The sequence below is a fragment of the Caballeronia sp. LjRoot29 genome (genome assembly GCF_964252755.1).
In the GTDB taxonomy this organism is placed as follows: Bacteria; Pseudomonadota; Gammaproteobacteria; order Burkholderiales; family Burkholderiaceae; genus Caballeronia.
Genome location: NZ_CAXUPU020000015.1, coordinates 38,580 through 51,847, shown reverse-complemented (window position 1 = coordinate 51,847; position 13,268 = coordinate 38,580). Strand labels below are relative to the sequence as shown.

Here is a 13,268-nt window from a genome sequence, read left to right as displayed (position 1 = left end):
CGAATGGAAAACAGACGTCGACGAACCTTTGGACGTAAACCTCGCATTGTCTGCCGCTCGAAACCTGCAGAAAGCATCTTCCTTTGGTTGAGATTTATTGGCAGCCGCCTTCGACGCTTACTCCTCTCAATTGCCGAGCTAAATCACGTCGGTGGTTGCGACCGAAGACCGACGGGCGACGCGAACGTGAGCGAGGTCGACTGCATTTCGAACGCTCGCACCACGTGCCGAGTCAATACCCGGTTCAGACAAGCAAGAGCTGCACCGCTTTCCGTGCGTCCCGCCGAAGCTCTCCGAGATCCATACCGGGGATCTCACCGTCGTCGACGACAACACGGCCGCCCACGACGCTGTATCGAACGGTTGTTGGTTCGCCCGCCGCAACCGGTGCGATCGCCATATCGTGGAAACCATTGAAACGCAGTGCGTCGACATCGTACAGCACCAAGTCGGCCGCATTGCCGACTTCGAGCGTGCCTACCGCGTCAAGACCGAGGACGCTTGCGCCGCCAGCAGTCCCCCAATGAATCGTTTCTTCGACGGTTGTAGCAGAAGCCCCCTGCGACGCGCGATGCAACAGCCACGCAAAATGCACTTCGTTGGTCATGCTCCCCGACTCGTTCGAGGCCACGCCGTCCACGCCCAGTGACATGGGCACGCCTGCTGCCGCCATCTGCGGCGCGAGCGCAATACCGCTGCCAAGCCGCGCATTGCTGACCGGGCAATGCGAGCAACCGGACCTCGTTTCCGCGAGCATGGCGATCTCGCCGGGTTCCAGATGAACCAAATGGGCGAACCATACATCTGGGCCAAGCCATTCATGCTCGGCGACAAACTCAACGGGCAGCATGTCGAATTTCTCCCGGCAGAAGTCGACGTAGCGACGCGTCTCGGACAGATGCGTATGCAGACGCAAGCCCATGCTGCGCGCTGCGCGTGCGATTTCCGACAACAGTGCGGGCGGCAACGAAAAGGTCGGCGTGGTGGGCGCGACCACGACCCGGCGCATGGAGTCGGGGCGGGCATCGTGATAGCGGGACTTCAGGCGCTCGATGTCGCCGAGCATCTGGTCAAGTGACTCAGGCTGCAACACGCTGTTCGCAAACCCCGGATGGTCCCCCGCCGCCTGAAGTGCTCCACCGCGGCACAGCACGAAACGCATGCCGAATGCAGCCGCTTCCTCGAACAGAAGGTCGCCGGTTTCTGTCGTGCCTTTTGCGTGGTAAAGATAATGATGATCGGCGCAGGTGGTCACACCCGAAAGCAGGAGTTCCGCCAGCCCCAGCCGGGCGGCGATGCGAGCGAGGTCCGGTGTAAAGCGCGCGAGCCGAGGGTACGGCACCGCAGCCAGCCATTCCTGAAGATCGGCGTTTATACCGGCGGGGACCGCCTTCAGCAAGTTCTGGAACAGGTGATGATGCGTGTTGACCCACCCCGGATAGACGACGCAGGAACTGGCGTCGATGGCTCTTTCATTTTCTCTCGCCACGAGTTGCGGACCGATTTCCTCGATCCGTCCCGCGCGGACGCGCACGTCGACTTGACCGAGCCGGGCGCGTTCGCCGCGCAGGCCGCTCATGACAGCAATCGGATTCTTGATCAACAGGGCTTCGCTTTGGGTGCTCACGTTTGTTTCTCCTTGCAACGCATTTCCTGCAGCGGCGCATAGACGGCCGCCGCACGATTCGATTTGACTTATTCCCGGACCAGTTGATGTGTCTCGGCCACGACCTCGTCGTGCGCGCCGTTAAGCACTGCATTGAGCGCCACGGAGACGAGACAGGCGAGCACGACGCCGCTATGCAGGAACGGCTGGGTCCACTCGGGCATCTGCTTGAATACCTCGGGTGCCATTACGGGAATCAGCGCTGTCGCGATCGTGAAGCCCACGATCAGCACGTTGTATCGATTGCTTTCGAAGTCGACCTTCGAGAGCGTCTGCACGCCCGCTGCCACGACCACGCCGAACATGGCGATCCCCGCTCCGCCGAGCGCGGCGGCAGGCGTTGCTGCGACGACCGCGCCAATCTTCGGCACCAGGGCCACGATGCACATCAGCGCTCCGCTGGTGGCAACCACCCAGCGGCTTCGCACGCCCGTGAGGATCACGAGCCCGACGTTCTCCATGAACGCGATAAACGGAAACGCCGCGAACATGCCTGCAATGGCGCTGGCAAGCCCGTTAGCGCGCAGGCCGCGCACGACGTCTTCCTCGGTGACCTGCTTGTCGACAATCCCGCCGATCGCGATGAAGAGTCCCATTGACTCGACCATCTGCACCACCATGACAACGATCATGGTCAGTACCGGCACGACGGCGAATACCGGTGTGCCGAAGTGGAACGGATAAGGGATGGTGAACCACGGCGCGCTCCTGACACCGCTGTAATTCCCCATTCCGAGCAGACACGCGACAATCCCGCCGGCAATGAGCCCGATCAACACTGACAGGTTGCGCAGGAACGGCGAGCCGAAGCGATTGACCGCGAGTATCACGAGGGCGACGAACAGCGCGACCAGCAGGAATGGCGATGCGCCGAATTGGGGGTTCTGCCGTCCGCCCGCTGCCCACTCGTAAGCCACCGGAAACAACTGCAAGCCGATCACTGTCACGATGCAACCGGTCACAACTGGAGGAAAGAAGCGTCGCAGCCGGCCGATCAGGGGGGAGGCGAACAGCGTGAACAAACCCGCCCCGATCACGGCGCCGCACACGCCCGCGAAGCCGACATTCGGATTCGAGCCAATGGCGATCACCGGTCCGACACTGCTGAACGCAACGCCTTGCAGGATCGGCAAGCGCACGCCGAATTTCCAGAAGCCAATGGTCTGAAGCAGGGTCGAGATACCCGAGCAAAAAAGCGCGGTGCTGATCAGGATGGTCGTGTCGGCGGACGACATCTTGAGCGCCGACGCGACGATGAGCGGCACGGCAATCGCGCCGATATAAGCAACCAGCATGTGCTGCAGTCCGAGCGTAATTACCTGGCGCTTCGGCAGGCGCTGATCGACAGGGTGTGGGGCGGTGTTCATCGAATGTCTCCTGAATTTCGTTATTGACCAGCCCGCGGTCCGCGGCACAAGTGCGCGTTTGCACGCGTCGTTTTGGCAGCAGTCGCGCCACGATTCATCCGCGGGCCGGCTGTTCAACCCGTCAGGCCGTTATAGGTGCGCCGAGACAGGCATGGAAGCGGTCGGTCAGCTCGGCACGATCGAGATCGCGGCCGATAAAAACAATGCGGCTAGTCCGAGGCTCGCAACCCCAAGCCTGCGCCGCGCGCAGCTCGATCACGTTGTGCACGCCTTGCAGCACGTAGCGGCAGGGTTGCCCTTGCACGGCAAGAATGCCCTTCATGCGAAAAAGCTTGCTCGCATCCGATACGCGTAGTTGGGCGAGCCAGTCCTGCAATGCGTCGAGGTCGACCTCGGCGGATACCTCGATACCTACCGACGAGACACTGGCGTCGTGTTCGTGTTCGTGTTCGCGTTCGTGCTCATTTGCGTGTTCGTGGTGATCGTGATCCTCATGCTCATGCCCGGAAAGTCCGCCCGTTTCGACCAGCTGCTGTGAGAACTCGGAGGCGCCGACGCCAAGGATCTTTCCCAGGTCGATCAGTGCGTAGCTCGACGGGACAATGTCGGCGGTGGCGTTCAATGCGCGAATCCGTGTGGTCAGGGTGGCCACTTCGTGCTCGCTCACGAGGTCTACCTTGTTGATCACAATGCGATCCGCGCATACGATCTGGTCTACTGCCTGATTGTCAGAACCGTCGAGGAGGATGTCGTCCAGATGTGCCGCTATATGCTTCGCGTCAACCATCGTCACGACTGCGTCGAGTGTGACCTGTTTAGCGATTGGATCGTTGAGGAAGAAGGTTTGCGCGACCGGATACGGATCGGCAAGACCGCTCGTCTCCACAATGATGTGATCGAGCCGCTCGGGCCTGTCGATCAGTGTGCGGACGATGCGCACCAGATCCTCGCGCACCGCGCCGACACAGCAGACACAGCCGTTCGTCATCTCGTAGATTTCTTCGGTCGATTCAAGCACGAGACCGCCGTCGATACCTATTTCGCCGAACTCGTTTTCGATCACGGCAATCTTGCGGCCGTGGTTTTCGCGCAGGATGTAGTTCAGCAGCGTTGTTTTGCCCGCGCCAAGGAAGCCGGCCAAAATGGTGACTGGAATTTTCTCGGCTTCATGATGGGTCATGTGGATGATGTTCATCGATCGTCTCCTGGTGGTCATACTGACTGCTGATGCGTGGCCCAGCTTCATGCGAACTTCACGCAGTAAGCGGTTCTTCGACGGTTTCCCGCCACCGCGTAACGGTGCCTGTCTCGAGTCCGAACAAGTCGAGCACACGGCCGAGCGTGTGATCTATCACTTGTTCGAGCGATTGCGGCCGGGTATAGAACGCGAGAACGGGCGGCGCCACGATGGCGCCCATCTCGGTCACGGCGGTCATGTTACGCAGATGCGCCAGCGTGAGCGGTGTCTCGCGCGCGAGCAGGACAAGCGGCCGGCGTTCTTTCAGCGTTACGTCGGCTGCCCTTGAAATCAGCCCGAGCGACATGCCGTTAGCAATTTCGGCGAGTGTCTTCATCGAGCAGGGCGCGACAATCATCCCCATCGTGCGGAATGAGCCGCTTGCGATGCCGGCTGCGAGGTCGTCGCACCGATGTGTCGTGGCAGCGAGCGCGCTGACGTCGGCGAGTTTGTAATGGGTCTCGTGCGTCATCGTAAGAAGGGCCGCCCGCGAGATGATCAGGTGCGTTTCCACATCCAGTCCTCGCAGCAGTTCAAGCAAGCGCACGCCGTAGATGAATCCCGATGCACCGCTGATGCCGACCACCATGCGGCGGTTTTTATCGATCGTCATGCCGGCACTCGGCGCTCGAGACCAGCAAGCAATGAACGCGCATGCTCGATCGCACGTTCGCCGATGCGTGCGCGAATGCCATCGAACGTGGACCCGCGAGTCGCATCAATGCCCATGCGCGAAGTCGTGCCCGAAGCCGACGACGAAGGATCGAGCGGACTGCCCGGCAAGCCGTCGATCACGAACAGGTCGCGATGCGGCTGGAAATGCGTGGCGAGCGCCCATAACACTTGCGAGTCGTCGCTGATGTCGATGTCGCTGTCCACCGCGATGACGCTCTTCAGATAAGGGTCCCAGCCGAGCAATGCGAGCATGATCTGGCGCGCTTCACCGTCGCGTGACTGGTTCAGTGCGACATAGCAATGGAAGTGCGTGCCGGAGTTCGGGTAATGAAGTGCTGTCACGGAGGGAAAACGCGCCTTCAACTTCTCGCTCATTTCCGCCTCGCGCGGCAAACGCGCGAGCGTCAGGTGCTCGGCATACGGACCGCCGACCACGTCGACGAGCCATGCATCGCGACGGCGCATCATGGTGTCGACGCGAAGCACATTGTTGGTCGAGCGGTCCGACGAATAACCGGAGAACTCCCCGAACGGACCTTCTTCGGCGTGCTCGGCCGGATCGATCGTGCCTTCGAGCACGAACTCCGCAGCGGCCGGTACACCGATGCCGTAACGCGGCGTGCGCACGAGTTCGAGCGGCGCATTGAACAGGCCACCGGCTATCGAACGCTCATCCGTCCCGAACGGTACCCGCGCGGAGGCGGCCAGCATGAACAGTGGATGAGCACCGATCACCATTGCAACGCGAAGCACGTCGCCGCGTTGCTGCGCGCTTTGCAGCATCCGCCAGAGGTGGCCGCGTGAGTGCAGGCTGGTGGCGAGTGCATTGCGCTCGTGGCGCATGGAACGGTGGTAGCTGAGGTTGGCGATGCCCGTCACCGGATCTTCGGCGACGATCACCGCGTTGGTAATGTACGGGCCGCGGTCGGTATCGAAATGCCGGATCATTGGCAGGTGATCGAGGTTGACTGCATCGCCTTCGGTGACCTGATCGAGAACTGGACCGTTCGCTACGAAACGCGGCGCAAGCGGCGCATTCGCACGGCTTTGATAGGCTTCAAACAAGTGCGGCGGTTCGACACCGAACAGCCGCGCAATGCGACTGCGGGATGCAAAGACGTTAGTGACGAGCGGTGTGTCCAGACCATCGACCTGCTCGCAGACCAGCATCTCATGCCGGCCTCGCGCCGCCAGTTCCGCGACCAGCGCAGTCACATCCTGATCGGCGGACAACGGGTGCCTGATCGTCAGCATGTCATCGGGAAAGAGGTCGCGATAGGTAGACACGAACGCGTGAAAGTCCTGCGTCCCCGCGAGTTCGTGCAAGCGTGCATCGGCCATGATGGGCTCCGGCGTGTGGATAAACGAGGTGAGACGACCGCGGGCGCGGACTCGGATACGGATACGGCGCCCGCGGTCTTTCATCAACTACACATAGCTCGCCTTGAGGCGCTTCTCAGCCTCGGCCAGATCTTTCGGCGGTTTGCTCGGCTCGATGCCGACCAGCCTCGCGATGTTGTTACCCATGTAGTCTTCGAGTCCGTCTTCGTCCAGATCCATGCCTTGCGGCGCCGGCGAGCACAGCATCTCCAGTTCACGCAACCACATGCCCGGCTCGTTCGGTGGCGAGTCCGTGCCGAACACGATCTTGTTGCGCGGCAACTCTTTCGCGAACTCAACAATGCGCGACTGATAACACCAGCCCGACTCGCAATACACGTTCGGCGTGTCCATCGCCATCCAGAAGGATTCGAATGAATAGTTGCCGCCGGTCTGAATCCCGAAGTGGCCGATGATGAAATTCACCATCGGAAATTCGCGGATGATCGGATAGAACTGCGTCGGGATGGTGTACGGTCCGTCGCCGGTATGAATCAACACGACCACGCCCAGTTCCGCGCATTTCTTCATGGCTGGACGCAACCAGTCAAGCGCCCGGTCGGGCCGGTAGCCATGCATGTTGGCGTGTAGCTTCAGCATCTTGAAGCCGTACTCCTTCACATGGAACTCGAGTTCGGCCGCGCCGTTTTCCGGGCCCCAGCGCGGGTTGTAGGTGAAGTTGCCGATAAACCTGTCGGGGTATTTCTGCGTCAGTTCGGCGATATACGCCATGTAGTCGCGAATGCCTTCGCGGCCACGCCGGTTACCGTCGCGATAACCCGTGTTGCCGGGCGGCGGCTGGATGAACCCCATGTCGATACGGCGGGGTTTGCCGTTGATCATGTACGGGCCGTCCATCATCTTGAGCAGGCGCTCGCCGGTGAACGGCTCGCCGGTATGGCGCCAGGCTTCGTCGACGAGATTGGTCGGGTGCAGATGGGTATCGATGATCATGCGCGGACTCCGGCAAACTGGTTCAGATAATCGTGTGCTTGCTCCACACTGCGCGGCGGCGGACTCGGTTCGAGGCCGATCATTCGCGCGAGGTTGTTGCCGAGATAATCCTCGAGCGTGTCCTCATCGAGATTCAGACCTTGCGGCGGCTCGTGGCACAGGACTTCGAGCAGGCGCAGCCACATGCCCGGTTCGTTCGGCGGCGTGTCGGAGCCGTACAGGATCTTGTGCGTGGGCAGCACCTTCGCAAATTCGACAATGCGCGATTGCAGGCACCAGCTCGATTCGCAATAGACGTTGGGGGTATCCATGGCCATCTGGAACGGCTCGAAGCAATACACGCCACCGGTCTGCACGCCGAAGTGCGCCATGATGAAATTCACCGATGGAAATTCCCGGATCAGCGGATACCACTCGGTCGGAATGCTGTATGGACCATCGCCGGTATGAAGCTTGACGATGAGCCCCAGCTCCGCGCATTTGCGCAGTGCAGGTCTCAACCAGTCGAGTGCGCGGTCCGGCCGGTAAGCGTGCATGTTGGCCTGCAACTGAACCATCTTGAAACCGTGTTCCTTCGCGTAGAACTCAATCGCCTTGGCCCCGTTCTCCGGACCGCAGCGCGGGTTGTAGACAAAGCAACCGATCAGGCGGTCGGGGTAACGTTGTGTCAGCTCGACGGTGTAGGCCATGTAGTCGTCGATCGACTCGCGGCCTGAGCGCTCGCCGTCGGTCCACGTATAGATGGTGTTGCCCTGGGGCGGCTGGATAAAAGCCTTGTCGATGCGGCGCGGTTTGCCGTTGATGATGTACGGCCCGTCGAGCGTCTTGAGGAGGCGTTCGCCCGTGAACGGTTCGCCGTCGTGGCGCCAGGCGAGGTCGACCAGGTTGGTCGGGTAACAGCTTGTGTCGATGATCATGTACTCGATCTCCCATAACAGAGGAACTGGCATTAACCAGTTGCCGGATCGCTGGCAGGCGCATCTGCGGATGTGCATTGCGGCCCTTGTCAAAGCACTATTTTTTAGCGCTTTCCCCTCGCCGGCATCGAGTGTCACACTGATGTGCACTGCTGCTTGATTCGTAGTCTCTTCAAACAAAAGCGCTCTGTACAATATTTTTTAACGTGACTCTTGATACGTAGGCGATATGGACATCCGGCTGTTGCGTTACTTCGCGGTGCTTGCCGACGAGTTGCATTTCGGCCGCGCAGCCGCGCGCCTGCACATTTCCCAGCCCCCTTTGAGCCAGCAGATCAAGCTGCTTGAAGAAGAGCTGGGCACGGCTCTTTTCACGCGCTCGCAACATCGTGTCGATCTCACGGAGGCAGGGAAAACACTGAAGGAACAAGTGCCCCTGGTGTTCGCGCAGTTCGAACGGGCGATCGATCTGGCCCGGTGCGCGGGGCGAGGGGAGGTAGGGAACCTCGAGATAGGCATCATCAGTTCGGCCATGGTCGACGCCATTCCGCTTGCGCTGCGCGCTTTCGACGAGCGTTATCCCGCCGTACGCTGGACGCTGCACGAAATGACGCCCGCCGCGCAGATACAAGCGCTGAAGGAGCACCGCCTGGACGTATGTTTCTTTCGTATGACCCATGACGACCCCGAGATCCAGAGCGAGGTGGTCGTCAGGGAATGTGCCATGGCCGTGCTGCCGCCGGGACACCGGTTTGCACAGAGACAGGAGATCGCGTTGAAGGAGTTGCACGCGGAGCGCTTCGTGTCGTTTGGCCTGACGCACTCGAAGCTTGCGAGGTTCTTACGGGACCGTTGCATTGAAGCCGGGTTTACGCCGAAGATCGAGCAGGAGGTGGTCGAAGTGCAGACGTTGTTGTGCCTCGTAAGGCAAGGGCTTGGCGTGGCACTTGTGCCGTCCTCGTCGCAGCAGTTGACGACCGGCGGTGTCGTCTTCAAGCCGTTGAGCGGACAACCGCCGGAGGTGTCGCTCTATGCGCGCTTCCGGACCGGCGACACGTCGCCGGTGCTACGGCTGTTTCTCGAGACCGTTCGCCAGTGCGCTGAAGCACCTTTCACTCAAGGCTCTGCGCCACCAGCGCCTTAAGTGTCTCCACAACGTCCGCCACTCTCTCGCGTTTGCCTTGCGGCCACACCGCGTACAAGTTGTAGTGGGTTGGAATGGCGACCTCGGTCAGCGCCACGAGGTGCCCCGCACGTAGCGCATCCGTCGCGAGCAAACCCCGTGCAAGGCCGGCGCCTACGCCGGCTGTCATGGCTTCAATCAGGCTCGCCGCGTTGTCGAACACGGCGAGCGCGTTCGACGGTTCGAGCGCCGCCAGGCCGGCCGCTTCGAGCCAGGGAATCCATGATCGCTTCGTGTAACCGAGCAGCGGCAAATCGAGCACCGCTTCGGGCGCGAGCGGCAAACTCAAGCCGAATTTTTTCACCAGGGCTGGTGAGGCCATCACCGTCAGCCGGTCACTGCACACCAGCCTGTTTTCACAGCCCTCCCATTCGCCGTAGCCGTATCGCAACGCTAAATCGACGCGTTCGAACGCTGTGCGCTCGTGGCGAGGCGTGGACAGCACAGTCAGCGCACGTCCGTCCAACGCCTCGATCAATGCGGGAAGGCGCGAGCTAAGCCAGCGTTGTGACAACTCTGGATCTACATCGAGCGTAAGAGAGTGTGTGACCAGCCGCTCTTGCACAGAGGACAGCGCGCGGTCGATCTGCTCGAAGCCGTCGCCAAGCAGGTTGGCGAACAGCACGCCCGCGTCATTGAGCATGACGCGCCCGCTCTTTCGCTCGAACAACGGCTGCCCGACAAATTCCTCCAGCGTCCGGATTTGCTGGCTGATCGCGCTATGCGTAAGGTCCAGCTGCCTTGCTGCACTCGAAAAGCTGCCGCCGCGTGCCGCGCTGAGGAAGGACTGCATCGACTGGATGGAAGGGTAGCGTTTGAACATGCCTGTTAGTCTGACTGACGGCCGTTGGAAGAAATTGTCGCTGGCGCGGGATTTAACGGCTTTCAATAATCGGCACTACGGCTGGACAACAAGCGACAAGCGAAGGGAGACACTCATGATCGAGATCATCGTCAATGACGAGCGGCATACGCTCGACAATGTACCGGAAGACATGCCGCTGTTGTGGGTGTTGCGCGACCGCCTGAAACTCACCGGTACGAAGTTCGGTTGTGGCGGTGGATTTTGCGGCGCATGCACCGTGCACCTCGACGGTAATGCGATGCGCTCGTGTGTGCTGCCGGTGGGTGCGGTAGCGGGGCATCGCATTACGACTATAGAAGGTTTGTCGAAGACCGGCGAGCATCCGTTGCAGCGTGCATGGATTGAAGAGGACGTGCCGCAATGCGGTTATTGCCAGCCCGGTCAGTTGATGGCGGCGGCAGCATTCCTCAACGGTAAACCTGAGGTCAACGACGAAACCATCACCGGGGCGATGTCAGGCAACGTGTGCCGCTGCGGCACTTATGCGCGCATTCGAAGGGCGATCAAACGGGCCGCTCCCGAACTCTTGTCGTCAAAGAAGGAGGCATGATGCGCGACGCAAGCAAACCGGCGGTGGCGCCGGTGGAATCTCGTGAGGTCTCTCGCCGACGCTTCCTAAAGCAGGGTTCGGCGTTGCTCGCCACAGGGGTTGCCGTCGGTTTTCGTTTGCCTGACGCGCGGGCGGGCGAAGCATCGGGTGCCGCTGCGTCAACGAGCGCGACCAACGAATTTGAGCCCAACGCATGGGTCCGCGTGTTGCCCGACGACACGATTAAGCTCGTGGTTCACAAACACGACTCGGGCACCGGAACGCGGACCGCGCTGGCAGCGATCGTGGCGGAAGAACTGGACGTCGACCCGTTCACGGTCGACGTGATCACACCCGAGAATCCGTTCTACATGGTCTACATTCATCCACTGTGGAAGGTGTTCTCAACGGGCGGCAGCACCAGCGTTTCACTTGAATACGATCGTCTTCGACTGGCAGGCGCGACCGCAAGAGCAATGCTTGTGGCTGCAGCCGCGAACTGGTGGAATGTGCAGGTTGCATCGTGCTCGACTGCAAAGGGTTATGTGGAACACGCAGCGAGCGGCCGGCGGGCGAACTACGGATCCCTAGCTGAAGCTGCCGCACGCGTTCCTGCGCCGAAGGATGTCGTGCTAAAGGACCCCGCGCAGTTCAAGTACATCGGCAAGCTGCAGAAGAAGCGCGGGGCGGCGCAGAAGGTCGCGGGGACGTTTCAATACAGCATCGACGTGGATCTGCCGGGCATGCTGGTCGCCGTGATCACGCGCGCGCGGGTGATAGACGCGCGCGTGCGCAGTGTCGATTCGTCCAAAGCACTCAAACTGCCGGGGGTGCGCAGCGTGATCGAGATTCCGGGGCGTCCAGACGTGCTGGGCGGCAATCAGGCAGGTGTTGCGATTCTTGCGGATGACTACTGGTCGGCGCATCAAGGACAGGCGGCATTGCGGATCGAGTGGGACGACAGCCTCTTCGAAAGCTTCGACAGCGACGCGCTCGCAGGCCATCAGGCCGCGTGGCTCGACAGCCCGGCGGCGCATGTCGTGCCGACCATTCAATCCGGCGATGCGAAGGCTGCATGGACGCATCCGGCGCGCGTGATAGAAGCGTCGTATTCGATGCCGTACAAAGCCCAGAACCCTATGGAGCCCGTCAACGTCACTGTATGGGCACGCAAGGACGCAATAGCCTACTGGGGCGGTATCCAGGTCCCTTCCACGGCACAGAAGGCCGCTGAAGTGATCGGCGGATTCAAGGGAGATCAGGTCACGGTGCACGAGCTCGTATCAGGCGGTAGCTTCGGTGCGCGTGAATCGAAATACTGGCTGTTCGAGGCCACGTATCTCGCGATAAAGACCGGCAAACCGGTCAAGCTGATGAACAGTCGCGAGACCGAGATGGGCGCGCTGTTTCATCACGCAGCGACGTACCATCGCGCGAAAGCGGCGCTTGACGAGCACGGCCGCCTGGCTGCGTTGCAACTGCGTGCCGTCTCGCCGGCTTCGCCGGAGCAATGGGAGCCGGGTTATTTCGATCGCGCTGATCGTATGGACTACAGCACGACCGAAGCCATTAACGCGCGCGAGTTCACGTACCGTGCGCCGCACCTGGACCTTGGCTGGGTGCGCCATGAAACGGGAGTCCCGACGGGTTGGTATCGAGCGGTCAGCTACATCTCCAATGTATTCGCGGTCGAGTCGATCATCGATGAAGCGGCGCACCTCGGCAACCGCGACCCGTTGCAGTTCCGGCTGGCGAACATGCATGATGAGCCGCGCCATGCGGCGGTCGTGAAACGAGCCGCGCAGCGCGCGGGATGGCATGAGCCGCTGCCCGCAGGCGTGGCGCTGGGCATTGCGACCAATCAGGCGTATGGCAGTTATGTCGCGGTCGTCGCCCGTGTCGCGAAGAAGGATGGAGCGATCGTCATAGAGAAGCTCACTTGCGTGGCGGATTGCGGTCTGGCGGTGTCTCCCGGTGGCGTGGAGGAGCAACTCTATGGTGGCCTGATGTGGGGCCTCGGACACGCGCTCTTCGACCAGATCAACATCCGCGACGGCCGCGTCATGCAACGCAACTTCGATACGTATCGGGTGGCGCGAATGAGCGACATGCCCGCCGTCGATATCGAGATCGTGCAGGGAGACCTCACCAAACCGGGGGGCGTAGGCGAGCTATCGAGCCCGGCAGTGACACCGGCTGTTGCCAATGCCATTTATCGTCTGACCGGAGAACGCAAGCGGTCCACACCGTTCGACACGCTAATAAAGCGCGCTGGCCAAAAAACTTCATGATCGTTGACCCTTTGCGGACGATGAGGCAGCTCCGGTGGAAAGCGTTGTAAACATGTGTTGTTTGCGACAATCCTGCTCGAAAATAAATCGCGTTGGCGCACCAAGATCGTAAGTGCGCGGGTTTTCGGCAAACGCGATGGCTATAACGCGCGCAACGCCAGACACCCTAGTGTCCTGAGTTATAAATTCATGGAATTTTTCGAT

General features: G+C 60.9%; 11 protein-coding genes. 3 read left to right on the top strand and 8 right to left on the bottom strand.

The features are described 5' to 3' along the window. Positions 1-244: 244 nt before the first annotated feature. The 7 genes from ACSQ83_RS17905 to ACSQ83_RS17875 form a co-directional block, all read right to left on the bottom strand. A complete protein-coding gene (locus tag ACSQ83_RS17905) occupies positions 245-1,627 on the bottom strand; it encodes an amidohydrolase family protein (protein ID WP_436229058.1) in 1,383 nt (460 codons plus the stop codon). A 68-nt stretch (positions 1,628-1,695) separates the two neighbouring features. Next, positions 1,696-3,033, bottom strand: a complete 1,338-nt coding sequence (locus ACSQ83_RS17900) for a nucleobase:cation symporter-2 family protein (RefSeq protein ID WP_436229057.1) — start codon at positions 3,031-3,033, stop codon at positions 1,696-1,698. Positions 3,034-3,154: 121 nt separating this feature from the next. Continuing rightward, complete coding sequence (locus ACSQ83_RS17895) at positions 3,155-4,228, bottom strand: CobW family GTP-binding protein (RefSeq protein ID WP_436229056.1); 1,074 nt, start codon at positions 4,226-4,228, stop codon at positions 3,155-3,157. A 58-nt stretch (positions 4,229-4,286) separates the two neighbouring features. Next, complete coding sequence (locus ACSQ83_RS17890; RefSeq protein WP_436229055.1) at positions 4,287-4,883, bottom strand: UbiX family flavin prenyltransferase; 597 nt, start codon at positions 4,881-4,883, stop codon at positions 4,287-4,289. Next, the gene (locus tag ACSQ83_RS17885; protein ID WP_436229054.1) at positions 4,880-6,286 is read right to left on the bottom strand and encodes a UbiD family decarboxylase; all 1,407 of its coding nucleotides are present in this window, start codon (positions 6,284-6,286) and stop codon (positions 4,880-4,882) included. Before ACSQ83_RS17885 ends, ACSQ83_RS17890 begins: the two co-directional genes overlap by 4 nt. Before the next feature lie 87 nt (positions 6,287-6,373). After that, the gene (locus ACSQ83_RS17880) at positions 6,374-7,279 is read right to left on the bottom strand and encodes an amidohydrolase family protein (protein ID WP_062173372.1); all 906 of its coding nucleotides are present in this window, start codon (positions 7,277-7,279) and stop codon (positions 6,374-6,376) included. After that, complete coding sequence (locus ACSQ83_RS17875; protein ID WP_436229125.1) at positions 7,276-8,196, bottom strand: amidohydrolase family protein; 921 nt, start codon at positions 8,194-8,196, stop codon at positions 7,276-7,278. Before ACSQ83_RS17875 ends, ACSQ83_RS17880 begins: the two co-directional genes overlap by 4 nt. Positions 8,197-8,425: 229 nt before the next feature. Here ACSQ83_RS17875 and ACSQ83_RS17870 point away from each other — a divergent pair, with 229 nt between their 5' ends. Continuing rightward, positions 8,426-9,340, top strand: coding sequence for a LysR substrate-binding domain-containing protein (locus ACSQ83_RS17870; protein WP_436229053.1), 915 nt, complete (start codon positions 8,426-8,428; stop codon positions 9,338-9,340). On the opposite strand, the gene ACSQ83_RS17865 is transcribed toward ACSQ83_RS17870, so the two are convergent. Beyond that, positions 9,309-10,202 (bottom strand): LysR family transcriptional regulator, encoded by an 894-nt coding sequence (locus tag ACSQ83_RS17865; protein ID WP_436229052.1) that lies wholly within the window; start codon positions 10,200-10,202, stop codon positions 9,309-9,311. The genes ACSQ83_RS17870 and ACSQ83_RS17865 overlap by 32 nt on opposite strands. Positions 10,203-10,317: 115 nt before the next feature. Between ACSQ83_RS17865 and ACSQ83_RS17860 the strand changes: the two genes are divergently transcribed. Together ACSQ83_RS17860 and ACSQ83_RS17855 are read left to right on the top strand one after the other, a co-directional pair. Next, complete coding sequence (locus ACSQ83_RS17860) at positions 10,318-10,794, top strand: (2Fe-2S)-binding protein (protein WP_436229051.1); 477 nt, start codon at positions 10,318-10,320, stop codon at positions 10,792-10,794. Next, on the top strand, positions 10,791-13,064 hold the full coding sequence (locus ACSQ83_RS17855; RefSeq protein ID WP_436229050.1) for a molybdopterin cofactor-binding domain-containing protein: 2,274 nt from the start codon (positions 10,791-10,793) through the stop codon (positions 13,062-13,064). Before ACSQ83_RS17860 ends, ACSQ83_RS17855 begins: the two co-directional genes overlap by 4 nt. The last annotated feature ends 204 nt before the right edge of the window (positions 13,065-13,268 follow it).

Bases quoted from the DNA above. Each gene is read 5' to 3' on its own strand.
- ACSQ83_RS17900 (WP_436229057.1), bottom strand. From the start codon at position 3,033: ATGAACACCGCCCCACACCCTGTCGATCAGCGCCTGCCGAAGCGCCAG.
- ACSQ83_RS17895 (WP_436229056.1), bottom strand. From the start codon at position 4,228: ATGAACATCATCCACATGACCCATCATGAAGCCGAGAAAATTCCAGTC.
- ACSQ83_RS17890 (WP_436229055.1), bottom strand. From the start codon at position 4,883: ATGACGATCGATAAAAACCGCCGCATGGTGGTCGGCATCAGCGGTGCA.
- ACSQ83_RS17885 (WP_436229054.1), bottom strand. From the start codon at position 6,286: ATGGCCGATGCACGCTTGCACGAACTCGCGGGGACGCAGGACTTTCAC.
- ACSQ83_RS17880 (WP_062173372.1), bottom strand. From the start codon at position 7,279: ATGATCATCGATACCCATCTGCACCCGACCAATCTCGTCGACGAAGCC.
- ACSQ83_RS17875 (WP_436229125.1), bottom strand. From the start codon at position 8,196: ATGATCATCGACACAAGCTGTTACCCGACCAACCTGGTCGACCTCGCC.
- ACSQ83_RS17870 (WP_436229053.1), top strand. From the start codon at position 8,426: ATGGACATCCGGCTGTTGCGTTACTTCGCGGTGCTTGCCGACGAGTTG.
- ACSQ83_RS17865 (WP_436229052.1), bottom strand. From the start codon at position 10,202: ATGTTCAAACGCTACCCTTCCATCCAGTCGATGCAGTCCTTCCTCAGC.
- ACSQ83_RS17860 (WP_436229051.1), top strand. From the start codon at position 10,318: ATGATCGAGATCATCGTCAATGACGAGCGGCATACGCTCGACAATGTA.
- ACSQ83_RS17855 (WP_436229050.1), top strand. From the start codon at position 10,791: ATGATGCGCGACGCAAGCAAACCGGCGGTGGCGCCGGTGGAATCTCGT.